General features: G+C 53.8%; 25 protein-coding genes. 15 read left to right on the top strand and 10 right to left on the bottom strand.

The window, feature by feature from the left end; genetic code table 11:
- The first annotated feature begins 38 nt into the window (after positions 1-38).
- The 3 genes from SIC19_RS19750 to SIC19_RS19740 are packed head-to-tail and all read left to right on the top strand — an operon-like array spanning position 39 to position 3,825.
- On the top strand, positions 39-500 hold the full coding sequence (locus SIC19_RS19750) for a (2Fe-2S)-binding protein (protein ID WP_127401242.1): 462 nt from the start codon (positions 39-41) through the stop codon (positions 498-500).
- Positions 497-2,830: a xanthine dehydrogenase family protein molybdopterin-binding subunit gene (locus tag SIC19_RS19745; protein ID WP_127401244.1), complete on the top strand. Its 2,334-nt coding sequence runs from the start codon at positions 497-499 to the stop codon at positions 2,828-2,830. The genes SIC19_RS19750 and SIC19_RS19745 overlap by 4 nt, the downstream gene beginning before the upstream one ends.
- Before the next feature lie 2 nt (positions 2,831-2,832).
- Complete coding sequence (locus SIC19_RS19740; protein WP_127402384.1) at positions 2,833-3,825, top strand: XdhC family protein; 993 nt, start codon at positions 2,833-2,835, stop codon at positions 3,823-3,825.
- Positions 3,826-3,887: 62 nt separating this feature from the next.
- Here SIC19_RS19740 and SIC19_RS19735 read toward each other — a convergent pair whose 3' ends face one another.
- Positions 3,888-4,388 (bottom strand): lactoylglutathione lyase family protein, encoded by a 501-nt coding sequence (locus SIC19_RS19735; protein WP_127401246.1) that lies wholly within the window; start codon positions 4,386-4,388, stop codon positions 3,888-3,890.
- Between the two features lie 93 nt (positions 4,389-4,481).
- Here SIC19_RS19735 and SIC19_RS19730 point away from each other — a divergent pair, with 93 nt between their 5' ends.
- The 3 genes from SIC19_RS19730 to SIC19_RS19720 all read left to right on the top strand — a co-directional run bounded on the left by SIC19_RS19730 (position 4,482) and on the right by SIC19_RS19720 (position 6,825).
- Entirely contained in the window at positions 4,482-5,357 is an 876-nt protein-coding gene (locus SIC19_RS19730; protein WP_127401248.1) for a LysR family transcriptional regulator, read from the top strand.
- A gap of 125 nt (positions 5,358-5,482) precedes the next feature.
- Entirely contained in the window at positions 5,483-6,214 is a 732-nt protein-coding gene (locus SIC19_RS19725) for an SDR family NAD(P)-dependent oxidoreductase (protein ID WP_127401250.1), read from the top strand.
- Between the two features lie 26 nt (positions 6,215-6,240).
- Positions 6,241-6,825, top strand: a complete 585-nt coding sequence (locus SIC19_RS19720; protein ID WP_127401252.1) for a 2-hydroxychromene-2-carboxylate isomerase — start codon at positions 6,241-6,243, stop codon at positions 6,823-6,825.
- Positions 6,826-6,922: 97 nt separating this feature from the next.
- On the opposite strand, the gene SIC19_RS19715 is transcribed toward SIC19_RS19720, so the two are convergent.
- The 4 genes from SIC19_RS19715 to ycaC form a co-directional block, all read right to left on the bottom strand.
- Positions 6,923-7,492, bottom strand: a complete 570-nt coding sequence (locus tag SIC19_RS19715; protein ID WP_036207193.1) for an NADPH-dependent FMN reductase — start codon at positions 7,490-7,492, stop codon at positions 6,923-6,925.
- A gap of 139 nt (positions 7,493-7,631) precedes the next feature.
- A complete protein-coding gene (locus SIC19_RS19710) occupies positions 7,632-8,216 on the bottom strand; it encodes an antibiotic biosynthesis monooxygenase (RefSeq protein WP_127401254.1) in 585 nt (194 codons plus the stop codon).
- 79 nt (positions 8,217-8,295) lie between these two features.
- Positions 8,296-9,159, bottom strand: a complete 864-nt coding sequence (locus SIC19_RS19705; RefSeq protein WP_127401256.1) for a pirin family protein — start codon at positions 9,157-9,159, stop codon at positions 8,296-8,298.
- Between the two features lie 136 nt (positions 9,160-9,295).
- On the bottom strand, positions 9,296-9,922 hold the full coding sequence (gene ycaC, locus SIC19_RS19700) for an isochorismate family cysteine hydrolase YcaC (RefSeq protein WP_036207202.1): 627 nt from the start codon (positions 9,920-9,922) through the stop codon (positions 9,296-9,298).
- 162 nt (positions 9,923-10,084) lie between these two features.
- Between ycaC and SIC19_RS19695 the strand changes: the two genes are divergently transcribed.
- The 5 genes from SIC19_RS19695 (at position 10,085) to SIC19_RS19675 (ending at position 14,957) form a co-directional block, all read left to right on the top strand.
- A complete protein-coding gene (locus SIC19_RS19695; RefSeq protein WP_036207206.1) occupies positions 10,085-11,005 on the top strand; it encodes a LysR substrate-binding domain-containing protein in 921 nt (306 codons plus the stop codon).
- A 150-nt stretch (positions 11,006-11,155) separates the two neighbouring features.
- Positions 11,156-11,809 carry a substrate binding domain-containing protein gene (locus SIC19_RS19690; RefSeq protein ID WP_197061323.1) on the top strand — a complete coding sequence of 218 codons (654 nt, stop codon included), beginning with the start codon at positions 11,156-11,158 and terminating at the stop codon, positions 11,807-11,809.
- A 714-nt stretch (positions 11,810-12,523) separates the two neighbouring features.
- A complete protein-coding gene (locus SIC19_RS19685; protein WP_127401258.1) occupies positions 12,524-13,549 on the top strand; it encodes a lipid A deacylase LpxR family protein in 1,026 nt (341 codons plus the stop codon).
- Positions 13,550-13,667: 118 nt separating this feature from the next.
- Positions 13,668-13,991: a thioredoxin gene (gene trxA / locus SIC19_RS19680; RefSeq protein WP_036207214.1), complete on the top strand. Its 324-nt coding sequence runs from the start codon at positions 13,668-13,670 to the stop codon at positions 13,989-13,991.
- Positions 13,992-14,009: 18 nt separating this feature from the next.
- Positions 14,010-14,957: a LysR family transcriptional regulator gene (locus SIC19_RS19675; protein WP_007152207.1), complete on the top strand. Its 948-nt coding sequence runs from the start codon at positions 14,010-14,012 to the stop codon at positions 14,955-14,957.
- Between the two features lie 124 nt (positions 14,958-15,081).
- Here SIC19_RS19675 and SIC19_RS19670 read toward each other — a convergent pair whose 3' ends face one another.
- Both SIC19_RS19670 and SIC19_RS19665 read right to left on the bottom strand, forming a co-directional pair.
- On the bottom strand, positions 15,082-15,408 hold the full coding sequence (locus SIC19_RS19670; RefSeq protein ID WP_036207216.1) for a rhodanese-like domain-containing protein: 327 nt from the start codon (positions 15,406-15,408) through the stop codon (positions 15,082-15,084).
- A 75-nt stretch (positions 15,409-15,483) separates the two neighbouring features.
- Positions 15,484-16,641: a hypothetical protein gene (locus tag SIC19_RS19665; protein WP_036207218.1), complete on the bottom strand. Its 1,158-nt coding sequence runs from the start codon at positions 16,639-16,641 to the stop codon at positions 15,484-15,486.
- A gap of 70 nt (positions 16,642-16,711) precedes the next feature.
- Between SIC19_RS19665 and SIC19_RS19660 the strand changes: the two genes are divergently transcribed.
- Positions 16,712-18,427, top strand: coding sequence for a protein adenylyltransferase SelO (locus SIC19_RS19660; RefSeq protein ID WP_127401260.1), 1,716 nt, complete (start codon positions 16,712-16,714; stop codon positions 18,425-18,427).
- 481 nt (positions 18,428-18,908) lie between these two features.
- Entirely contained in the window at positions 18,909-19,271 is a 363-nt protein-coding gene (locus SIC19_RS19655; protein WP_007152178.1) for a DUF3703 domain-containing protein, read from the top strand.
- A 20-nt stretch (positions 19,272-19,291) separates the two neighbouring features.
- Here SIC19_RS19655 and SIC19_RS19650 read toward each other — a convergent pair whose 3' ends face one another.
- Positions 19,292-19,999 (bottom strand): DUF1223 domain-containing protein, encoded by a 708-nt coding sequence (locus SIC19_RS19650; protein ID WP_091644305.1) that lies wholly within the window; start codon positions 19,997-19,999, stop codon positions 19,292-19,294.
- A gap of 287 nt (positions 20,000-20,286) precedes the next feature.
- Between SIC19_RS19650 and SIC19_RS19645 the strand changes: the two genes are divergently transcribed.
- Together SIC19_RS19645 and SIC19_RS19640 are read left to right on the top strand one after the other, a co-directional pair.
- Entirely contained in the window at positions 20,287-21,081 is a 795-nt protein-coding gene (locus tag SIC19_RS19645) for a substrate-binding periplasmic protein (protein ID WP_228712240.1), read from the top strand.
- Between the two features lie 222 nt (positions 21,082-21,303).
- The gene (locus SIC19_RS19640; RefSeq protein ID WP_256713541.1) at positions 21,304-23,433 is read left to right on the top strand and encodes a TonB-dependent receptor plug domain-containing protein; all 2,130 of its coding nucleotides are present in this window, start codon (positions 21,304-21,306) and stop codon (positions 23,431-23,433) included.
- A 15-nt stretch (positions 23,434-23,448) separates the two neighbouring features.
- Here the strand turns inward: SIC19_RS19640 and SIC19_RS19635 are convergent, their stop codons facing one another.
- Both SIC19_RS19635 and SIC19_RS19630 read right to left on the bottom strand, forming a co-directional pair.
- Positions 23,449-24,246: a citrate/2-methylcitrate synthase gene (locus tag SIC19_RS19635; protein ID WP_127401299.1), complete on the bottom strand. Its 798-nt coding sequence runs from the start codon at positions 24,244-24,246 to the stop codon at positions 23,449-23,451.
- A complete protein-coding gene (locus tag SIC19_RS19630) occupies positions 24,243-25,073 on the bottom strand; it encodes a citryl-CoA lyase (protein ID WP_127401301.1) in 831 nt (276 codons plus the stop codon). Before SIC19_RS19630 ends, SIC19_RS19635 begins: the two co-directional genes overlap by 4 nt.
- Position 25,074 lies beyond the last annotated feature (1 nt).

Genomic DNA, 25,074 nt, shown 5'->3' with positions numbered 1-25,074 from the left:
ATAAAGCAAACCTAACAACATGGTGATGGGAGAGACCAATGGTCAACCTGAGGATAAACGGACAAGAGCACGAGCTGGACGTTCCGGATAATATGCCCCTGCTGTGGGCTATTCGGGACGTTGTGGGGATGAAAGGCACCAAGTTTGGATGCGGTATCGCGCAGTGCGGTGCCTGCACCGTTCACCTTGATGGGGTAGCGACCCGGTCCTGTGTAATGCCCGTTTCTGCCGCCAAAGGTGAAATCACAACGATCGAGGCCATGTCTGATGACGCGGTTGGCCAAAAAGTCCAGCAGGCCTGGCTGGACCTGGGTGTGGCCCAGTGTGGTTACTGCCAGGGCGGCCAGATCATGAATGCCACAGCTCTGCTGAAGAAAACACCGGAACCGGAAACCCAGGAAATCATTGATGCCATGGCGGGCAACCTCTGCCGGTGTGGCACCTACAATCGCATTCTGGCGGCCATTGAGCGGGCTGCGGACAAGGAGGTGAGCTCATGAGCCAATCCGACGACACACTGCTGCTTGCGAATGTCAGCCGCCGCGGTCTTCTCAAAGGGTTGGCCGGAGCCTCTGCGCTCCTGCTCGCAGCCCGATGGGATATTGGGCTGGCCAATGAACAGGCTCAATTCGGGGCCGGGGCCATGCCGGGGGGCTGGGTAGACAACCCGAATGTGTTTATCCATATCGACGCCAACGGCCTTGTCACCATCGTCAACAACCGTGCCGAAATGGGGCAGGGTATTCGCACCAGCCTGGTTATGGTGGCCGCGGATGAACTGGGCGCAGACTGGGACCGGGTTCGCGCGGAACAGGCAGACGGCGATCAGGATAAGTTTGGCAACCAGAATACCGATGGTTCCCGCAGCATGCGTCACTGGTACGACCCCATGCGCCGTGCGGCCGCTGCTGCCAGGCTGATGCTTGAGCAGGCAGCGGCCAATCAATGGGGTGTATCGGTCGACCAAGTAAGGGCGGATGTTCATAAGGTTGTTCATCCTGCCACTGGACGTGAACTCGGCTTTGGCCAGCTCGCAGAAGCCGCACGGGAGCTGGACGTTCCTGGCCGGGACGGGTTGGTTCTGAAATCTGATAGTGAGCTGCGTTTCATTGGCAAGGAATCCGGCCTGATCAATGGCGAGCTAAAATCCATGCACCCCAAAGCAATCGATGGTGAAGACATTGTTACCGGCAAGGCGATTTTTGGCGCCGATGTGGATCTGGAAAACACCCTCTATGCGGTGGTGGCCAGGCCACCGGTCTATGGCGCGACGGTGAAGAGTGTCGATGACAGTGAGGCCCTGAAGATCAGAGGTGTTAAGAAAACTGTACGCATTGATGGCACGGGCCAGCCTGCGGCATTTAATCCGCTCGGGGGTGTTGCAGTAGTAGCCACTAACACCTGGGCTGCCATGGAAGGCCGCAGAGCTTTGAAGATAGAGTGGGACAATACTCCGGCCGGTAACAACGCCGATTACACATCGGATACTTACCGTGAATCTCTGGCAAAAGCGGCGCAATCGCCGGGCAAGGTTATACGCCAGTCCGGTGATGTTGAGGCCGCTTTGAAAGAAGCCAATAAGCGGGTGTCAGCCACCTACTACATGCCCCATATGGCTCAGGCTCCCATGGAGCCCCCCGTCGCCGTGGTTCGCGTAAGCGGGGGCAAAGCCGAGGCCTGGGCGCCAGTGCAGAACCCCAGGGCGACGCGAGAAGGCATCGCCGGGCTTCTGGAGATCGACCTGGAAAACGTGACCGTTCATCAAACCCTGCTGGGTGGCGGTTTTGGCCGTAAATCGAAGCCAGACTTCGTGATTGAGGCCGCTCAAGTGGCCAAGGCCTTTGAAGGGCAGCCCATCAAACTGCAGTGGTCCCGTGAGGACGACATTCAGCATGCCTACTTCCATGCGGTTTCTGTGGATCACCTGGATGCGGGCCTCGATGCCGATGGCAGAGCGACCAGTTGGCGCCACCGTACTCTGTCTCCCAGCATTGCATCGCTGTTTGCCCCGGATCCAAAACACAAGGGGAGCTTTGAGCTGGGCATGGGGTTTAACACCATGCCATTCAGCATTCCCGCTATCCGTTTGGAGAACCCGCCAGCACCGGCCCATGTCCGCATTGGGTGGTTCCGCTCGGTGTACAACCTACCGCATGCGTGGGCCATCCAGAGCTTTGCCCACGAAATGTCAGTAGCGGCCGGCAAGGATCATCGCGATTACGTGCTGGACCTGTTGGGGCCAAGGCGTGAGGTTCACAATCTCACGGTGGGCGATGGTTGGAACTACGGTGAAGATCCGGAGATGTATCCAATTGATGTAGGCCGCATGCGCCGGGTCATTGAGCGTGCCACCGAAGAAGCGGGTTGGGGAAAGGAAACAGCAAAGGGGCGTGGCCTGGGTCTTGCCTTCCACCACAGCTTTGTTTCCTACACCGCCGTCGTCTTTGACGTGGAAGTGGATGATAACGGGCAAGTGACCATTCACCGCGCTGATATTGCCTTTGATTGTGGGCCGCAGGCTAACCCCGAGCGAATCCGGTCACAAATGGAGGGTTCCTGCGTGATGGGAATCGGCATTGCCCTGCAAAATGAGGTGACGTTCCAGGATGGAGTCGCTCAACAAAGCAACTTCGACAGATACTTGTTACCGCGAATGCCAAATGCGCCGAAAATGGTCCGGGTGCACCTGATTGATAATCCCGATGACGCCATGGGCGGTGTGGGCGAGCCGGGATTGCCACCGGTCGCGCCGGCACTGTGCAACGCTATCTATGCGGCCACAGGAAAACGCATCCGCCGTCTTCCCGTTGGTGATCAGTTGAGTGCATGACCATGCAAAGTCTGGATGCTCGGGTAGTGGAGCAGGCGATCGAATGGCTGGGGAGTGGCCGGACGATCTGGTTGTGCACGGTGTTGTCTACCTTCGGATCATCGCCCAGGGAGCCGGGCTCACTGATGGTTGCCACCTCGGATGGACATCATGTGGGCTCGCTCTCGGGTGGTTGCGTCGAGGAAGACTTCCTCGAGCGCGTTGCCGCCGGAGAGTACGAACAACCTGCTGTTATTGTTCGTTATGGCGACCCGGGCAGCAACAGCCCGGAGAGCCCCCGTATTCGCTTGCCGTGCGGGGGCATTCTCGACGTCCTGGTGGAACGTATGGTTGCCACCGCAAAGACCCGGGATCACCTTGAGCGGATTCAGCAGGCCCTGTCCGGCCAAAATGAAATCGCACGACATATCAGATTGACGGATGCAGTGTGGTGGCTGTCCGATGCTGAACCCACGGGGCCGCGGGTGTTGCAAAATGAAACCGAAGAGACGGTGACGGTTCGTATTGGCCCCGTCGCCAAGCTAATTCTTGCCGGCTATTCAACGGTATCAGAGGCCTGTGCACAGTTCGCCTTAAGCCTTGGTTATGAGGTGGTGCTGTGTGACCCACGGGAGGAAGTCACCAATGGCATGAGCCTGCCGCCGGGTGTTGAGTTTGTGCCCCAACTGCCGTCGCTGTATATCGCTTCGCCTGGTGCTTGCACGCCCTCCACGGCGATAGTCGCCGCAACCCATGACCCCCGCATTGATGATCTGGCCATGATGGCTGCTGTCAAAACCTCGGCAAGCTACATTGGTGTGATGGGCTCTGTTCGTACTTCCCAGGCCCGATCCGAACGACTTCGTCGGACTGGTGGCCTGTCAAAGGAAGACGTTGAGCGGATCCACATGCCCATCGGACTCAACCTCGGCAGTAAAACCCCTTCTGAAATTGCACTGGCCATCGTTGCGGACATGGTGCGTGTCAGGCGAGGGCGTTCGCGTGTCGAACTGTGAGCGCCCTTGCTCACACCTAGGTTAACGAAAGGTCGGTGGGTCATTGCCCACCGAATACCGGATTACTCGTAAGCGCCTGCGGAGTAAGTCAGCTCGTAACTGTGGCTGTAGATCTCGAGAATGTTTCCGAACGGATCTTCCATGTAAACCATGCGGTAGGGCTTTTCGCCGGGGAAGTATTCACGAACTGGCATGCGCTGTTTACCGCCTGCCGCAACGATTTTCTCTGCAAGGCCTTCCACGTCCGGGTCCTGGACACAAAAGTGAAACACGCCGGTTTTCCAGTACTCGAAGTTGTCTTCCGGCTTTTCTGCGTTGTTGAATTCAAAGATTTCCACACCAATCCGGTCGCCGGTGGAAAGGTGAGCAATCCGGAAAGAGCCCCAGCCTGCACCAAACACATCGGTACACATAACTCCAATGGGGCTGTCATCTTCCTCAATAGTGGTTTGCGGCATGATCAGGTACCAGCCCATTACTTCTGTATAGAACTTCACAGCGGCATCAAGGTCGGTCACCGAAATCCCGATATGGGAAAAACTGCGTGGGTAAGTGGTGCTCATGGTTCTTCTCCTCTGGAAAGTGTAGAACCAGAGTAAGCGGCAATTGCTATAATATAAACAGGTCATTGCTTATCAAATCAATAAGAGTTTCTTATGCTTAATCCCCAATGGTTACGTTCGTTCGTTGTACTTGCAGACGTCGGCAGTTTTACCCGGACAGCCGACCAGCTCGGCTTGACCCAGGCAGCCGTCAGTCAGCATGTAAGACATCTTGAAGCACAGCTGGGGACCCTGGTGATACGGCAACCTCGACGGATGGATTTAACACCGGCCGGCCACGCACTCCTGGCGTATTGTGATGAGATGGAACAGGCCGATATGCGCTTACGCCTGCGAATGTCGGAAGGCGATAAAACAAAAGGTGAGCTCAGTCTTATCACGCCGGGGAGCTGCGGCTTGCTGCTATACCCACTGTTGCTCGATCTGCAGGAGCAGCATCCTGATTTGGTGGTCCGTCATCGATTTGCACCGGATACGGAAATATTGGATGCGGTCTTGGGTAAACGCTATGAGATCGGCTTGGTTACGGCAAAGCCTGACGATCCCCACTTGACGTCCTCCCACTTCGCCGGAGAGCCACTGGAACTGATTGTGCCGGCAGGGCAATCGGTATCGAGCTGGGCGGATTTGGAGCGATTAGGCTATATCGACCACCCTGATGGCCGGGCCATGGCAACGCGCCTGTTGAGCCGCTGCTTTCCGGGGGAGCCTGGAATCCGCAATATTCCGGTGCGCGGTTTTGTTAATCAGGTAGGCTTAATTCTCGAACCCGTAGCCAGGGGCATGGGCTTTACCGTACTACCGCAGTACGCGAGGCAGGCCTTTGCCCGACACAGCGAAATCAAGGTTATGACGCTTGAAAGGGACGTGGTGGATTCGCTCTGGATGATCTCCCGGGCGGAATGGCCCCTGTCTGCGCGCGCTCGCTATGCCATGGAATATCTGAGGCAACAATTGGGAGATCGGTGACGACAACCAAGAAAGCCAAAAGACGTAACCATTGGTTGTGATTGGCATACATTTAATCGATTTTAGCTACGCTATTAGGTGGGATACGTTTTTACCAGCATCACAACGGAATAAGGGGAAGGAACATGGGCACGACCGACAAACCCATTGCGCTGGTGGTTGGGGCTGGTGATCATTTAGGGTCGGCGATCGCACGCCGATTTGCCAGGGAAGGATTCCATCTCGTGGTAACCCGTCGCCGGGGAGATCTGGAAAAGCTCGGTCGTGAAATCAGCGACATAGGGTCCACGGCAACGGCAATTCATTCCGACGCCCGTGATGAGACGCAAGTAACGGAGCTGATCAATCGGGTGGAATCAGAGTTGGGCCCTATACGGGTTGCTATCTTCAACGTTGGTGGAAACGTTCGATTCGATCTCTGCGAAACAACCGCCCGGGTGTACCAGAAAGTCTGGGAGATGTGTGCGCTGGCGGGCTTTCTGGTGGGCCGGGAGGTGGCGGCGAAGATGCTGGCCCGTAGCGAGGGTACCATCCTGTTCACCGGTGCATCGGCAAGCCTGAGAGGTGGGGCCGGTTTTTCTGCCTTTGCGGGCGGCAAGCACGCGTTACGGGCCCTGGCTCAAAGCATGGCGCGGGAGCTTGGACCAAAAGGAATCCACGTAGGTCACGTTATTGTTGATGGACTGATACGAAACGAGGCGACCGCTGAGTTTCTGCCTGATCTTTATGCCAGTAAGGGGGAGGGTGGCATCATCGAGCCCGATGATCTTGCCGACATTTACTGGCATCTCCATACACAGCCCCGGTCAGCCTGGACATTCGAGCAGGATGCGCGGCCATTTTCTGAGCCCTGGTAAATCCTTTCCAACAAGAGGTAACGATAATGAGTACGAATATCGACTTTTACTATGATTTCATAAGCCCCGCGTCCTATTTCGCATGGATGCGGTTGAAGGAACTCACTGAGGGGACGGGCGCCAATATCAATTACAAGCCGATTCTTCTCGGGGGCATCCTCAAGGCCACAGGCAATACGTCTCCGGTGACCGTCCCAGCCAAATGGGAATGGATCAAAACCGACTTTCAACGCCATGCCGATCACTATGGCATTCCGTTCCAGTTAAATCCTCACTTTATTTTCAGCACGGTCAATGCAATGAGAGGCGCGCTCTGGGCGCTATCGAACGGACAGATCGAATCCTACAACCAGGCAATGTTTTCAGCCGCATGGGCCCAGGGGGAGGACCTTTCATCCCCGGAGGCATTGAGGGCGATCCTAACCAACGCTGGTTTTGATCCGGAACAGGTAGCGGGCGCGATGGCGCAACCCCAGATAAAAACAGCACTGATCGAGGCGACGGATGCCGCTGCCAAGAGGGGCGTGTTCGGAGCCCCCACCTTCTTCGTCAACGACGAAATGTTCTTCGGCCAGGACCGTATGGACTGGGTTAAGCGGGCGCTTGGATAACCTGGGCCGCCCTCAGCACCAACACACACCTATTGATTAGCGTCCGCAATCGGAATGCCGTGATAGGCGCATGGAGGTGCAGATTCAGCGTCTGCTCTCATCCCTTACGGATCGATTGCAAGGCACTGGCCCATTTCTCCAACTCCTCGAGCATCGCTTTCCCGGAACCTTCGTGATGCTCGCTCGCCTGGAACACCTTATTCTCATCGAGGAGGTTCCAGGGCATCTGAACCATCACGCCCTCCATCATTGGCATCATTTTCAATGTCGTTACCAACTGTTTCGCGAGTTGCGCCGAGCGCAGACCACCGGATACGCCACCGTAGCTCACAAACCCGCACGGCTTGTAGTTCCACTCGGTGTACACGTAATCCAGCGCGTTTGTGAAGGAGGGGGGAGGGCAATAGTTATACTCGGGGATAACGTAAACGTACGCATCAGCTGCATCGACGCTTTTTGACCACGCCTTGGTATGATCATGCTCGTATTTCTGTAAACGCGGATGGTTTGGTTCGTTGTAGACCGGTAGTTCAAAATCTGCCAAGTCGACAAGCTCCGACTCAAATCGTCCGTCGGCATTGGCGAATTCGTTGAACCATTTAGCGATCGATGGGCCAACCCTTCCAGGGCGCGTGCTGCAGATGATTGTTTGAAGTTTCAGCGTCATAGCAATTTCCCTCAGTGTTGTGTTCCCTAGTGTCCAAACAAGTGCGAAAGGCCGCAGGTCTTTACCATATCTTCCCGCCGGTCGTACGGCAAAACTGCCATAGAAAATCGATCTGTACCTCTGCCCCTAGCGCTGTCGACTAACGAAACAGCCAGTTTGCAACGAGTCGAACCACTCGGGGCATGATCAAATAGACCACTAGTGCGACGACAGTGGCTGCCACCAAACCATGACGCACACCCCATAACGCAAGCACTGGAAGTTGATTGAATATGGGCTGAAAGACGATTGGTACGATCAACGTGAGTGGCCAAATAACCGCTGTAGTAATGAGCCATTGCTTCCAGCGAGTAGGTTGTTTGGCTTTTGACGTGGGTGGGGTGAACCAGTAATCGATGCCGGTCTGAATCTCTACCTGTTCTTCAGAGGCCAGCGCCGGAACGATGTCGGATACCAATTCCCGCCGAACATCGGAGTTCAGCCAAGTATCGGCTTCTTCGGGTTGAGAAAAGCGCACCGCGATTTCAAAGGTGTCATGCCCTTCGGGCGGTCGTACCACATGAACGCCTTGGTGCCCGGAAAACTGGGCTGCGGCGGCAATAATCTGCCTGAGCCAGGTTTCATAGTGGTCACGGTGTCCGGGTTTCACGGTGTGCCGGATTATGATGGATCGACCAGAGTCATAGTGGATGCTTGGGGCGGCGTCTGCCCCTTGTTCGTTCATAGCGTGATTCCCAATCTTTGAATGATTGGGGGCGACGTCCTGTCAGCCCCTCAAAAGCAGTTCATGCTCTTTACCCTTGCTAGAGAGCGCCGAATTTTCCTGATTGAAAGTCGAGCATGGCCTGTTTGATTTCTCCCTCTGTATTCATCACAAAGGGTCCATAGCCCACGACCGGCTCATCAATGGGTTCTCCACTCAACACAAGCAGCCGAGCGTCATTATTGGACTCCAGCACAATCTCTTGACCTTCTCTGTCCAGGTTCGCAAGCTCTGCCTCACGCAACACATCAGTGTCATTGATCTGAACTGAACCGTTCAGCACTGCCACCAAGGTGGTGTGGCCTTTGGGCACCGGCAAATTCACACGGGCACCAGGCTCCAGCTTAAGATCCCACACATTGATTGGCGTGAATGTGTTGGCAGGTCCTTTATGCTCAAGATACTCACCAGCAATGACTCGCAGCGCTCCACCATCATCTTCCAGGGACACACGAGGGATATCCTTATTGAGCAACGTCTGGTATGCCGCCGGCGTGTCCTTTGCCGATGCAGGTAAGTTGACCCAGAGCTGCACCATTTTCAGCAAACCACCTTGTTCAGTGAATTGCTGTGAATGGAACTCCTCGTGCACGATTCCCGCGCCAGCGGTCATCCATTGGACGTCTCCCTCGCCAATGAGCCCACCTGCACCCGAGGTATCCCGGTGTTCCAGCTCACCGCTGTAGACCACTGTCACGGTTTCAAAGCCTCGGTGTGGATGTTGACCAACCCCCCGGGGACGTTGAGCCGGAGGAAATTCCGATGGCCCGGCGTAATCCAGTAGCAGAAACGGCGAGATATTCGATGCGCCCATGCGATCGTAGGAGAAGAGCGAACGAACCGGAAAGCCATCACCCACCCAATGACCGCGAGGGCGACCATACGTTGTCAGAATCTTTTTCACTTTGACCTCCTAACGGGTCCATCGACCCAACGTTTTTACTGCATCAATGTGACGATAAAACAGCGTACGGGCCCTGAATAGATAGCGATATTTCCACTTAATGTTCTATTTATGGAACGAATACCCCGCCATTGCCTCACTGCTTTTCAGGCATTGTGTTGTAACTGGTAATCAGGTTGCGGTAGTCAGGAATGTGGTTTGAGAACAGGGCTCCCAGTCCTTCAATATCGTTGCGCCAGTCACGGTGCAGCTCACAAGCCAGTCCGAACCATGTCATCAATTGGGCACCGGCCTGCGACATCCGATCCCAGGCGGAATGTCGGGTCAGCTCGTTGAACGTGCCGGAGGCGTCCGTCACCACGAATACGTCATAGCCTTCGGCCAGCGCGGAGAGCGCCGGAAAAGCAACACACACTTCTGTCACGACGCCGGCGATGATCAGTTGTTTCTTTCCCGTATCTTTAACGGCCTTAACAAAATCCTCATTGTCCCAAGCGTTAATCTGCCCTGGGCGGGCGATGTAAGGGGCAGAGGGAAACTGTTCTTTCAGCTCCGGAACCAATGGGCCGTTAGGGCCAGTCTCAAAACTGGTTGTCAGAATGGTCGGAAGCCCAAAGTATTGAGCCAGGTCACCCATCGCCAATACGTTGTTCTTGAACTTGTCCGGGTCAATATCGCGGACCAAGGAGAGCAGGCCGGTCTGATGATCTACCATCAGTACCGCAGCATCGTTTTTATCGAGTCGAACATAGGGTTTGCTCATGACGTTCTCCTTTCTGGGCTTAGACGGCGCAGTGCACCGTCGTCGTTGGCCCCCTCTCCTTTGGCACTGGAAAAGGGAATAAATTTAACGATAGTTCAGCCAGGGTGGCCTGAGTAGGCACTAATTCTTATACTCAGAGTTCTATATATAGGACGATCGTATATGCAGGATCTGAACGATCTTTTTTACTTCGTGAAGGTGGTAGATCACGGCGGATTTGCGCCAGCGGGCAGGGCACTTGGGTTACCCAAATCCAAGTTGAGCCGGCGCGTGGCAGAGCTCGAGAGTCGGCTTGATACCCGACTGATTAATCGCTCACCGCGTGTCTTCACTGTTACGGAGTTGGGGAAAGAGTATTATCGCCACTGCGTGGCAATGCTGGTCGAGGCCGATGCGGCACAGGAAGTCATCGATCATTCCCGCTCCGAGCCAGTGGGTTCGATACGGGTGAGCTGCCCGCCGGGAATCATCTACTTTCTGGTGGCCCCGTTGATTATCCGGTTTATGCAGCAGTACCCGAAAGTAAAAATCGAAATGGAGGCTACGAGCCGACGGATCGACGTTGTCAGGGAGGGGTTCGATGTTGCCTTGCGAGTGAGATACCCGCCGCTCGAAGACAGTGACTTAACGATGAAAGTGCTGTCTAAAAGCCCTCAGTGCTTGATGGCCGCGCCAGAGGTGGTTGCGCAGTATCCGAAACCAATAACTCCCGATGATTTATCAAAACTTCCCAGTATCGATTTTGAGCAATGGGATGGACAGCATGTCTGGTGCCTGGATGGGCCCGCTGGTGCGTCCGTTAAAATCCATCACCAGCCACGCCTGGTCACCGATGATGTCTTTACGTTGCTCAAAGCTGCTGTGGGTGGTTTAGGTGTGGTAAAAATGCCGCTCATCGTCGGTGGGCAGGACCTGATTGACGGCAATCTCGTCAGTATTTTACCGGACTGGCGACCACGCGGAGGGATTTTCCACGCTGTTTTCCCGTCGCGCCGCGGGCTGCTTCCTGCGGTAAGAGCATTTTTGGACTTCCTGGCAGACTCACTTGAGGAAGTGGATTTCAGGCTACCGGGCGACGAATGATTTGGCGCCATTGCAGGCCGCATTAGCCGGGGACGTTACCGGGTTGGTCCGTTACCTCATTTACCCTTCGCCAGAGAAATACTGGCACAGGAGAACGCAGCCCTGGCGGCGATGGGGTTCGGCAATGAACATGTGGCTGGGACATTGAGATTGACTGCATCCAGCACGTTTGCCCAGCAGTATGTGTTACCGCTGATGCCGGAGTTTCTGGAGCTTTACCCAGGCATCAATCTGGACTTGCGACTGTCGGATATGGAGCTTGATCTTATCCAGGGAAGTTTTGACCTGGCATTGCGGGACTCGGTGCTTCCAGACAGTAATTTGAAGGCTCGTAAACTGGCAGACGACAGGCGATTGTTGTGCGCTTCCCCGGAGTACCTGGCGAAGTGGGGCACACCGAAGCATCCCGACGACCTTTGTTCCCACCAACTGATTGCGTTTAAATCCCAGGCGACCATCAACCTGATTGGCCCAGATGGTGAACAGGGTAAATTCAACCCGCGTGCGCCTGGTAACCGCCTGATCATTGATGACGGGCTAAGTTATAAGATCGCCACCATGGCAGGCGCTGGCATTGCCATGCATGCTTTATGGAGTGTTCATCGTGAACTTGCGGAGGGCACACTGGTACAGGTTCTTGGGGACTTCCGGATGGACGCAGAGCCGGCGCTCTGGCTGGTTTATCCCAAGTCTAATGTTTTAACGGCGAAGGTACGGGTCTTTATTGATTTCCTGTTGGAGCGGATTGGTAACCGTCCACCGTGGTTGGAGGGAGAGGCGGTAACGCCATCCGAAGCGGATTGACAAAAAAGCACCGTCCCTGGTGCCAAGACGCAAAGAAAGACTTATCGCTCAACCGTGGCTTTCAGGCCGCACTTCACCTCGGATAACGATGTGACCGCTGTAGGGGGCGGGTTCTGCTGAACGGCCTGCTGCATCACGGTCCTGTATCTCACCACGTATGACGAGCTGGCCGCTGTACGGGGCCGGTTGAGCGTTTTCAAAATGAGTCTCGTCCGATTTCCGATCAGCCAGGGTCGCGTGTGCAGGCAGCGCAGCAGCGGCTAAGAGTGATGTAAGGGCAACCAGTACAGTTGTACGCATAACATGTTCTCCAGTTTTGATAAGCGAAGGCTGATCTCCGTTTCGCCAATCGGCGCGAGATCAGATGGAGTGGAGTATGAGCTTGAAGAGAGGTCACGAATAATCAGGAGGCCGCATGAGTCACATCACCAAAACTGATAAATAGAGCTTTTCGGCGACTTACTTCGATGTCTCCTATCTTGACTGATTTTATCGAAATTCATGGAAATAAATTAAATACAATATGTTAAACGACTAAATTAAATCATTTTATAGAACGCGCCCCGCCGACAACGATGTAAACATCGCAGTACAAACACCTATTCATCAAAATACATGATGTTTTCAATATTGAGCCCTGATTAGTCGCGCAAGGCGTTCAGTTGAAAAATAGCAGCCAACTTGTTTCCGACCTATCGTCTTTCGGAGTTGGCCATGTCTCATCGTCTGCTTGTACTTTTTCTCACTGTTCTGGTTTTGTCTCCGATGGCTTATGCTGAGAACTCTGATTCTGTCATTGCGCTTTCTACGGACAATGATCTTTTTGCACCCACCCAAACCGATCGGGATTACACCGCAGGTGTGGCCATAACCTATTCCTCAAACTCGGAGGACTTCCTGGAAAATCCGGTTTCCGGAATCAGCCAAAACCTGGACAGGTTCGTGTTGTCGGGTGTTGGCGCAGATATTAACGAGCCCGAAAGTGCAGCCCTGGAATTTGGCATCTACGGATTCACCCCTGAGGAAATCAAGGCGAGGGATATCGATCGGGATGATCGTCCCTACAGCAGCCTCGTTTATTTATCGTCAAGCCATAGTTACAGGACCCTGAGTGACGATTCCGGGTGGACCACCTCGATGACCGTCGGAGTGCTGGGCCTGGATGTTTTTAAATCGGGTCAGAATGCGGTTCACAAGGTGGTAGGAAGTGACCGTGCCAACGGCTGGGACCATCAGGTCTCCAATGGCGGGGAACCAACATTCCGATACTCCGCTGCCTATCATCAGTATCTGGATAAAAGCCGGCCGGACCAGCAATTCAAAGTCACGTACTTCGGGTCGGTGGGTTATTTGACTGAGTTTGGTGCCGCGCTTGTTTTTCGGGATGGGCTCATTTCCTCCCCGGACAATCGTTTCAACCCTGAGCTTATGGCCTACGGCGAACGAGCGCCGGGAGTCGCGGCCCCTGGCGGCCGGGAGCACTATTTCTGGGGCGGCGTGTCTGTTAAAGCTCGGGCCTACAATGCGTTCCTTCAAGGCCAATTCAGGCACTCCGACCACGAACTGGGTGCCAACGACCTTAACGTGCTCCTGGCGGAAATCTGGGCGGGCTATACCCACAGTTTCGTCGCTGGCACCGAGTTGAGTTACGTGCTCCGGGTCCAGAGCTCCGAAATTAAGAGCGGGACCGGAAACCGCACGCTTGCGTGGGGTGGGCTGGTATTCAGTAAGCGCCTTTAACGGGCTCTATGCCAACCCATCATTGTGAGAAATGGGATCTATATGGCACTGAAATTAGTGCTATCAGCTTGGAGGCCCCAGTATTGAAAGTGAGCAATTCCATTCAGGAGCAGATATTATGACGACCATTGTTCATGTAACCGATGCGAATTTTGAAGAAGCGGTTGTTCAGAGCGACCGGACAGTTCTGGTTGACTTCTGGGCACCCTGGTGTGGCCCTTGCAAGACGGTAGCCCCGCTGCTTGAGGACATCGCCGATGAGTTCAGTGAGCAACTGACCGTTGCCAAGGTCAACGTGGATGATAGCCCGGAGATTACTGCAAAAATGCGTATCCGTGGCATTCCGACATTGGCCCTGTTTCAGGATGGCGATGTGATTGCCCAACATGCCGGGGCAGGGAGCCTCAGCCAGTTGAGAACGTTCGTTAAAGGGCACTTATAGTTACGCCGAGAACTTACTATGAAAACTCAAGAGCTCCAGTTGCTGTACATCTTCGATGCCATTATGACGGAGCGTTCAGTGACTCGTGCGGCGGATCGCCTGGCCATGACACAGCCTGCGGTATCAAATGCGATTTCCAGGATGCGCCAGATCTGGAATGATCCGCTCTTTGTGCGAAAGGGCCGCAACATCGAACCCACCTCCTATGCGCTCAGTCTATGGGATCAGGTGGGTGACCCTATGTTCGCGCTGACAAACGCCGTCAGCGCTACGCAGTTTGACCCGGCCTCCGCCCGGCGGACGTTTCGCATTGCAGTAACCGACGTCATCGTCGAGATGATCTGGCGTCAGCTTATTGACTTGCTTGAGCGTGAGGCGCCGGGCGTGGACGTACACGCCGTTCCCTATACACCTGAAGGGAGCTACGACGACCTGAGATCAGCTCACGTTGACCTCGCGATTGGCGTGCTTAACCAGCACGATTACAGTTTGCGGAGTACCTGGCTTCTCGATAGCGGATTTGTTCTCGCAATGCGGGCAGACCACCCGCTGGCAGGCCGGCAAATCACCATGGAAGAGTTTCTGGAAGCCCGGCATCTGTTGGTTACCATGTCGGGCGACGCCCACGGTTCTGTCGACAGTTATCTTGATCAAAAAGGGCAGAGCAGGCGTATCGCCGCAACAATGAACCATTTTGCGTCCGTTCCTCAAGTGTTAAGGGAGTCCAATCTCATCGCGGCCGTTCCTGAGCTAATCAGCCAGGATTGCGGATTCGTCGATGGGTTATGGATGGGGGAGCTACCCTTCGATGTAGATCCAACCAGCCTCTACCTCATCTGGCACGCACGCCATGATAGAGAACCGGGGATTATCTGGATCAGGAATCATATCGAAAGACTGCTCCAGGCTCGCTGGCACGACATCATGACCAATTCGCCCTGTGGCCGGCACCTGAAGGCGGTCTAGACCTGATATGCACCAGCGCCGAACGACATCACCGTCGGATTAGGCCGAAGCATGTGCGTATGTCATAAAAAAGGCTGCCCCTGTTGAGCAGCCCTTGAGATTCATCCCTCACTACTGCAACCAGTCAAGCGGCACGTTTCCGGCTAAACCAGTCCTCGGTGCCGCCTTCATAGTCGTAGACTTCCGTAAAGCCGGCATCTTCCAGCTTCTTGGCAGCCTTGGGAGAAGCATCACATTCGAAGTTCGCGCAGTAGACAACAATTTTCCGATCTTTGCTGCCGGTAACTGCCTCGACCTGTTCCAAAAAGGACGGTTCCTCCACAGGAACACTGATGGATGTGCGGATATGTTCTCGGTTGAAGGCATCCCTCGGCAGGACATTGATGAGCACAAAATCTTCGTGCTCGGTTTCGTTCATCTGTTTGAGGTCGTCACGGCTAATACTCTTCATAGCGTTTCTCCTTCGTTAAGGAAATGGCTACCTCACTATCTGACTGTGATGGTTTGAGACTCGATTTCAAGGTCGTTAGCGGCCATCCTCCCTATAGAAAGCACGGCTTTTCTCGTAAACGGCCGCCATATCAATCAGGACAAAGCCCAGTTCCGATTCATGCAGGAAGAAGGTGTAAGTCACTTCTGAGGGAAGGCTCTGCCAATATTCAGGGATACTGCTTTCCCGTTGGTCAATCGCAGGGTAATGCGAATGTTCAAAGTAGCCGGTTTCAGTGTTGTCGTAGGCAACGGTCAGTGGTTCGGGGGATACCACCAACGCGTACCGCTGAAGACCGGGATAGGTGGCGGCGAAGGCGATGATACAGAGCAGGGCAGCAAGGCCGAAGCGCTCTGCTCGGGGAGCACCTTTACCCAGTTGAACCCCCAAAACACCGAGCAGCAGCCCGGTTGAAATGAATGGCCAAAGTGGCAAGTCACCAATCACGAGATAGTTGGTGAGCAGTACGTAGTCAACGAGAGCATAGGTGCCGAGCACAGCCAGCAGAATTAGCTGTAGCACCATGCCTTTGTGTTTCAATAAGTTGAAATGGTTGGCCAATGGCCCGGTTCGATCAGTTTGGGTTGACGTAAAGTCCACGTTGCCGGTGATTCCGGACAGAGCTTTGACAAGAGGGGCCTCGGTAATGATGGATTCCAATCTCGCCTTGGGCTTTCCAAAGGCGCTGCCCATGCCGATACGGTGATCCGGGTGGCCCTCTCTCAAAAAATGGTAGGGTTGCAGACGATAGGTCCGCCTGTCGGTAACGAGACTGAGTTTTGACTGCTGAAGTGCCTGAGCCATATTCCGGAATCCCGTAACGGCGGTCAGCTCAACTTTCCGAATAGTATTTAACGGAATGCGGTGGTCTCCGGTGGTAAATCCCATTAGCCCGAGGCCGGTCAACCGCGGGATGTGAATCGTCAGATTCTCGCTGTCCAGTTCCAGCCAGACCCGGCGATTAACAAACGCCACGACGCAACCCAGCAGCAAACACAACGCAATTAGGTGCAGTTCGAAAGGCACGTTACCGTGTTCTTCCAGGTATAGTTGGCTGAAATCCTGTTCACCGAGGTTAGGCAGTGCCAATAGCAGCAGGCTTCCAAGCAAAATCGTCAGCAAGGCTCCAATTGTTGCAAACAGGTGGCTGGGTTTGAGAATGCTGGCAGAGTAACGAAAGCGCTGTTTACCCATGGTTCAATGTCGTCCCTGAATCTGTATCCGTGAGTTAGAAGTGTATGATAGATAAAGAGGAGTCCCTATTATGTTAACGCGACATCATTTGGAAATGCCTACAACGGTCGCGACCCTCGACGATCTCGCACCGCTGGCAGACTATTCACTCATGGACACGCTCAACTGCGACCCTGAGGGTAAAGCAAACGGAGCTGATCACGCGCCAAGACAAGTCTTCTCGGGCCACTATGTTCCGGTTAGCCCCACGCCCATCGAAAACCCCGAATACGTCGCCCATGGGAAAAACCTGTTTCACGAACTAGGTTTCGCCGACAGCATGGCGCAGTCCAGCGACTTCATCCGTATGTTCTCCGGCGACTTGTCGCATGTTCCGGAGCCTCTGCGCAACGTGGGGTGGGCGTGTGGCTATGCACTTTCCATCTACGGCACCGAATTCTACCAACAATGCCCGTTCCAGACTGGCAATGGCTACGGCGACGGCCGCGCGATTTCTGTGCTCGAGGCTGTCATTAACAAGCAGCGCTGGGAAATGCAGTTAAAAGGGGCAGGGCGCACGCCCTACTGCCGCGGCGCAGACGGCCGGGCAGTTCTGCGTTCCAGTGTGCGGGAGTTCCTGGCCCAGGAGCATATGCACGCGCTGGGCGTGCCCACGTCACGGTCTCTGAGTCTGTACGTGTCGAAAACCGAAAAAGTCAGGCGCCCCTGGTATTCGGAGGGTTCACGCTCGGTAGATCCCGATATTCTTGTATCCGAGCCAGTGGCCATCTCGACGCGTGTTGCACCTTCGTTCATTCGGGTAGGGCAGCTGGAGCTCTTTAGTCGTCGTGCCCGCAAGCAGGAACACCCGCAGGCGATGGAGGAGCTCGAGAAGATCGTCTTGCACCTGATTGATCGCGAGTACGATGACGTTATCGATCGGTCGCGGACCACAGCTGAAAAAGTGGTGTCGCTCGCACATGAGTTCCGCAGCCGACTGACCTCGCTTGTCGCCAACTGGATCCGTGTTGGCTACTGCCAGGGTAACTTCAACAGCGACAACTGTGCCGCGGGCGGCTTCACGCTCGACTATGGACCCTTCGGGTTCTGCGATGTGTTTGATCCGCAGTACCAGCCATGGACGGGCGGGGGAAATCACTTCGCGTTCCTCAACCAACCAGCAGCGGCCGAACGCAATTTCCACTCGTTCTGTTCGGCGGTTCGGCCTTTATTGGCAGAGCATCCAGACTGTCTGCAGCAGCTGAAGGACATTCAAAGTGATTTCCCAAAGGTGATGCAGGCGCAAATGGAGACGATGTGGGCGGCCAAACTCGGACTCGACGCGTTTGACGCGGCTTTATTCCGCGAGCTGGCAACGCTGATGATGCAAACGCCTGTTGACTACACGATGTTCTTCCGGGAACTCTCCTCGTTGCCAGATGACATTGAGCCACTCAAGAAGAGCTTCTACAAAGGCCCGAGCTATGCTGCTGATCCCGAAGGGCTAGACAAGCGTTGGTCAGCGTGGCTCACAAATTGGCAATCGCTCATTCAGCCTGGCACGCGTGAGGAGCTTTCCAGTCAGATGAAGCTCGTTAACCCGAAGTACAGCTTGAGAGAGTGGTTCGTTGTGCCCGCCTATCAGCAAGCGGCAGAGGGTAATTACGCTTTGCTGCGAGAACTGCAGGACGTGATGACGCAGCCGTACGCCGAGCAATCAGAGGCCGTAGATAGAAAATACTATAGGCTGAAGCCGCTGGAGCTCTTTGGTGTTGGCGGGGCGTCGCACCTTAGCTGCTCATCGTGATCGCGCCCCTGATCCAGGCGCTTTCAGCGGCTCCTGAAATCAATGTCCCAGTACATCGGTTTCATTTTTCTTTGCGTTCTTCTCCTTTTTCTTTTCCTTGGGGGTTAAAAGCGGTTTCTTTTTAATGTCTTTTTTTCTGTCCTGACTCTTACTCATGGGATCTGTCCACCTTTAGTTGTGGGTGCATTGGCATTACGCCTTGCCTGATGCCAATGCTTTCAACGCCTAGTATGAACTCAATTTAGCGTAAGTGCTAAACCTCAAATCGAAACGACGATACCGTTTCAAAGTCACTACCACAACTGCGCATAATGTATATTATGTTAAATGGTGTACGTAGCTCTTTAAAGGTAGGAACAGCAGCCCCGGTCAAATTCCCCTCTCTTCCCATACGCCACCTTCTTCAAACCATTGACTCTGCAGCTACTACAGGGTTTTTGATACCCACTGACGGCGCAGATTTAATGGGAGCATTTCTGAAATGAAAACTGAACTGAAACAGGCTTATAACGTGGAACTCACCGCGGCGTGCGAAGCTGAAGAGTCGCGTAACTTTTCAAAGGCGTTCGCCCACCTTGAGCGAGCTCATATTCTGAGCCAGAAGTATGCTTGGGCGCACACAAGGACCCACATTCGCATGCTCAAACTCGGCTGGCGTACGCGTGACATGCGGGAAGTCGTTGGGCAGCTTACTCGAACGTTCGCCGCATTGTTGTTTTCTCGCATATGGGTTCCCCTTGGAAATACCGGGCGTGCGAACGTCAGTCCGTTTGCGCCAATGCCTTTGCCAGAAGATCTCGCTCGTGTGCTTTATAAAGAGAGCCATCACCAGGCTGAAAGATAAAAACCGACTACGGCTAGCCGTTAATCGACGTAACCACCCACTGCCTGCAGAATCGTCTGTGAATTGCTGGGTGTTACCCAGGCCGCGATGGCATTTCGTTTCTGCCCTTTTTCGGGGAACTCTGGAAGTGTAACGGTCCAGCTTTTCTCTCCAGGTACTGTTATTAACTTCAACACCACGAAATCGTGTGTGAGTTCCCGGCCGCGGTTTTCTCCAGCTTTCACGGATGTTGTTAACCCCATACCGAGTATGGCTATATGCAACTGGCCAGCCTTCTCGCCATCAAATTCCGCCTTAAAGCGGCGTTTGTCATTAGCGCTAGCCCTGAGTACCCCAACCTGTTTGGTGTCGTCTGTCCAGGTTCGTTGCCCTCGAAACCATTGGCGCCATTCTTTGTTGTTGATAACGATTCCCGGAGTATAAGACTGGCTAACGTGCCCTTCACGTACATAATTCCGCTGGCGTTCGCTGTAAGCAGCTTTTGCGAACGGGTCTTTCCAGCCGATGTAATCCCAGTAGTCAACGTGGAACGCCATTGGAACGAATTCTTTGAACAGCTCAGGGCTGCTCTTCAAAGAGCTCAGCCAACGATCAGCGGGAGGACAGCTGCTGCATCCCTCTGAGGTAAACAGCTCAACAACGTCGGTTTTACTCGTTCCACTAGTCCACTCTGCGGCGCTGGCAAACGACGGCAGTAAGAAAAGCAACGCAATAAACCATTTTGTCATGGGAACCTCTCATCGGATTAGCCATCTGTATTAATGGATCAGAGCAAAAGGTGCCGGCTTTGGTTCCTCCCCAAACATAACGTTTCTATAACACTTGGTGACGGTTCTTCGCAGGTTGTCGTTTACATAATGTTGCGAGAAACATGGCTTTGTCATGTTTGCGAGGTTTGATGACGGTATAAAATGTGGATCCTCCAACGCAGGAATTTCGGGATTTTGGACAAATGAAAGGCCAAAAGAGATGCCGGTACTTTCAGTACCTACAGCACCTAATGATTCTGATATTTATGTCGTTTAGTCCGACGTTGCTTGGAGCGAACACCATCAAAATCAGCACCGGGCACTGGCCGCCGTACCTGAGCGAAGATCTACCTGGTGGCGGTTTTGTCTCCCAGATTATTCGTGAATCCTTTGAAAGCGAAGGTGTCGACGTAGAGTTTGCATTTCTTCCCTGGTCGCGGGCGCTGGCAATGACCAAATCGGGAAAATATCAGGCCTCGGCGATCTGGTCTTGCACCGAATCAAGAAGCCGTGACTTCCTGTTCTCTTCTCCTTTACTGCCCTATCAATACGTTTTCTATCACCGCGCTGCCGAGGCTTTTGACTGGGAAGCCCTTGTAGAGTTGAAAGGAAAGAAAGTTGGTCTGACACAGGATTACAGTTACGGCGAAACACTCAGTGATGTTATTGAGAGTGGTCTCGTCGACGCTGACGTCACCACTTCTGACGCGGCTAATTTCAAGAAGCTGCTCCTTGGTCGCATTGATTTGTTTCCCATGGACCCCGTTGTGGGTGAAGCGATGATAAGAAACCAGTTTACTTCCCAGGCTTATCAACTGACGTTTCATCCCAAACCACTCCGGAAGGCGTTTTACCACGTGCTGTTTAACGCGGAGTCAGCCGGCCTCAGGCAGGCGTTCAATGATGGATTAGCGACGTTGCGCAACAACGGGAGGTACCAAGCCATTATTGAGAAAGCGGTCGCCGAGAACAGCACACCAGTAACTGCGCAGATACTGGAAGATAAACTGGTCAACTGGGACGCCACGGCGGCGCCCTGCTCCCCTCCTCCTGCCGAGTAATGCGAGTTTGATCGTATCGTTAGGTTCCATGCCGTTTAAGACTTGCTTATACGATGAATGCAGCTAAACTCCTATTCAGCTTGCATTTTTCATCGCTGTTTGGCTAAGAAATGTGCCATCCTTGGCAGTGTGACCGCCAGGTTTGTCAGTAGCAGGTCTCGGAGTGCAATCGTTGACTGAATCGTTTCAAATAATGCTAAGAGCAAAGTGCTGAGATTGCGCATGCAGGAACGTCTATCGCCCCTAAGCAGAGCTTTACGCCCCAAGGTGGTTTCGAGGGTGGTAGCCGCCGTTCTTTGCTATTCAACCTCTTCCATCGTTGTTGCCGCGGATGATTCCCTTTGGGACATTCCCTTGGAAGAGCTTGGTCAAATTCGTGTTGTCTCAATCGCCTCTGGAACCGAAACACCTCTCGATAAGGCCGCTGCAATCACTTCGGTCATTAATGCGGACGATATTGCAGCCATGGGCGCCACGGACTTGGACCAGGTACTTGAAACAGTGCCTGGGCTCCATGTGAATCACTCTGATCAGGCGTTCTCGCCCAAATACGTGTTTCGGGGCATTACTTCCAGCAATAACGCCCAAGCGCTTCTTCTTATCAACGGCATTCCTACAACCACCATGATGTATGGGAACCGTGGCAACGCCTGGGGCGGTATGCCCGTGAAGGCCATTGAGAGAATTGAAGTCATTCGGGGCCCAGGCTCGGCTCTTTATGGGGCCGATGCCTACTCCGGTGTCATTAATATCACTACAAAGAACCATCAATCGATCAACGACCAAACCGTCGGTGGCAGAGTTGGCAGCTTTGATACACAGGGAGCCTGGTTGGAGTCGGGCCACCAAATCGGCGATATGGGGCTCAGCCTGGTACTGGAATATCAAACGACGGATGGTTGGGATGAAACTATAGAACGTGATGCGCAGACCAACTTCGACGAAACGTTTGGTACGTCAGCGTCGTTGGCCCCCGGCCCAGTCAATACAGGTGTCGACCAAGTAGATGCTCGATTCGAATTGAGCGGACAGCAATGGACTTTTCGGGCAGGCCTGCAGGACAGAGGAAATCTCGGCACCGGCCCAGGCGTTGCGCAGGCGTTGGATCCTGAAGGACAGTTCTCGTCTCGACGTGTGAATGCCGATTACAGTTATCGGTGGTCTGATCTGGCCGAAGGCCTTGATGTCGAGGCACGGGTCTCTTACTTCAATATAACGCAGGATCCGGAGAACGACATCGTTCTCTATCCACCAGGTGCGTTTAACGGAAACTTCCCTGAGGGCCTGATTGGAAGTCCCGGCTATAAAGAGAATCAGTTTAGGTTTGATCTGAACGCTATTTATCGGGGCCTCGAAAACCACCGCATACACACCGGGATTGGTACTTTGTGGGCGGATCTTTATGAAGTTACTGAACGCAAGAACTTCAACCCGGATTTCAGCCCCAAAGGCAGTGTAGTGGATGTGTCTGATGACCCAACGGAAGTCTGGATGCCTGAGGAAGACCGCACGAACTACTATGCGTTCATTCAAGATGAATGGCAGTTTGCACAAAACTGGCAATTGGTCAGCGGCATTCGTTTTGACGACTATTCTGACTTCGGCAACACGTTAAACCCAAGAGCTGCCCTGATATGGGCAACTACCGATAACATCACGACCAAGCTGCTCTATGGCCGGGCATTTCGGGCCCCATCACTGAACGAGCTATATGTCGCCAATAACCCGGTGTTCATGGGTAACGACGAGCTTGACGCAGAAACCATCGACACGTTCGAGATAGGCGTTTCTCATCAGATTACAGCCCAACTGCTCTACGGGGTTAACCTGTTCTACTATGAAATTGATGATCTTATTAACGCGGTCCCAATGTCAGGGCTCATTGCCACGCAATATAGAAATGCGGGCCAACGTACCGGGCACGGTGGCGAACTCGAGTTGACGTATCAGGTGTACGAAGACCTGTCATTGCAAGCGAACTACGCTTATCAAACGGCAAAAGACGAAGGCACCGGGCAATCGGTTGGCGAAGCCCCTAATCATCAGATTTACACCCGAGTTGACTGGACGGTATCACCACAATGGTTGCTGAGCTCACAGGTAAACTGGGTGGGCAAGCAAAAAAGGGCCGCTGGCGACCAAAGAGAGCCCGTATCGGACTACACCACCGTCGATATGACCCTTCGTACCCGGGGGCTATGGCAAGGGCTGGATCTTTCACTATCCGTTCGTAACGTTTTCGACGAGGACGTGAGAGACCCCAGCCCGTTTGCTGACCCTGCCCCACCCATTCCAAATGACTTCCCCATGCCGGGGCGCACTGTAGTCGGTGAACTCTCCTATAGCTTTTAGCCGGGCACTGACTGCCTAACCTTCCCAGTCCCTTTTTTCCCTGCCATGGTAAACGATACTTTCACAGCGGATCGGGAAGAAGCTACCTTCGCGGCGACTTTTGGTATCCCGGAAACACGGAGCCATTCCTGCTACGAAGCAAGGGGTTAGGATAAGTTGGTACTCCTCGCAACTAAACCCCATGTCAGCAGCTAACGCCGCGTGCACAGCTGCCACATTCATCGAGTATCCGTACGTCGTGTTCAAGTGTTCGTAGACCGAAAACGCCATTTTGAGGTAGCGTCCCTCAGAGAAGCCGTACTCTTTTGCTTTATCCAATGTGAACGCAATGCGTTCGTCTGTTGTCGCGAGCGGACGCCCATAACCATAAAGAATTCGCCCTAAGGATTTTTCGTGGTCAACGAATTCCTCTAACATTCCTCCCTCATCGCACCATTTACCTGCTCTGTAGAAGAAATCAAGGGCTCTAACCTCTGGCCGACGGCCGTATATAGAGGCTTCCGAAATACTTAATCCCGCCATGAGACCCAAAGACGGTGTTGTTCGAACGGAGCCTGCCAAAGCCGCAACGTGATTGGGCCAGATAGATGGATCCGGATAGCTGGTGCCAACCCAATAGGAGTTGAGCATCTTAGCGACATTTTCTCCTGGGTCTTTCCCAAGAATGCAGTACAGGTATAGATGCAGCCATTCCAGATGATCCAGTTCATGGTGGAGATCCTTACCATGCATAACCACACGTTCTGTCAGAAAGGCTTTTCCGATACGGGTCAGCCAGTGACTTTCTGTTTCAAGTAGCTGCTCATGGTTCATCGTCCGCCCTCCTCGTCTCGCTGTTTAAACGGCCCTGGATCATCTTCCAGTTCAATGGCGGAGCTATAAAATGGGAATTTCTTCCATCCCATTTTACGTTGTTCCAACGCATGGACCGCTGCACCGGGCAGCCTAAGCATGAGATAAAGCATGCTACCCTGGTCACGATCCAGACCAAGATCAACGAACGCCGCCGCCGCAACAGATGTTATGGATATCGGGCATCCGAAGAACTCCTCCAAGGCCCCGCGTTGGTTTTGCAGCCAGTGCAACGCTCCGTCTTTCGGCGCGAACTGCACCAAAAGTTCCAGCGACTGCAGGAGCGTGGTTGGAATCTGATCACCGTTAGGATCAAACCCTGGAGGATGTTCTATCGCGGGCCATATGTCGGCTCTTTCATCTTCCTCTGGGGCCTGCAGCCTTGATTTCCAGCGATCCACGTCCTGACCACATTCTTCCCATAAGCGGATACAGATCTCCAATTCCTGGGAACCGCCATACAGACCGGACCCAACAGCAAGTGCTGACATAAGTGCGGAGCTATGGTTAGTGGCAGCCACGCCGCCGTTCATAGCCGCACGAATGCTTGCTTCCTTGGGGCCCTGGTTGGCAAGAACCAGGGCAAGCTTCTCAAGTAGCACAGCTTCATCCGGCCGGGGCCGTTCACCCATGAACATCAATAGTAAATACTCGAACCAACCAGCCTTGGCGATCACCTGGCCATACACATCATAGCCATGACAGTAGCTGGCCTTAGCGGCAAACGGGTTGGACTCTTCCGGCTCTTCAAACCAGAAATCAGAGTGATAGACGTAATCTGAGGGCACG

The organism is Marinobacter sp. MIT930201, from assembly GCF_047122665.1.
GTDB lineage: Bacteria > Pseudomonadota > Gammaproteobacteria > Pseudomonadales > Oleiphilaceae > Marinobacter > Marinobacter salarius.
Note: the sequence above shows the minus strand (reverse complement) of the source record. Positions and strands in the feature narration are given on the sequence as shown.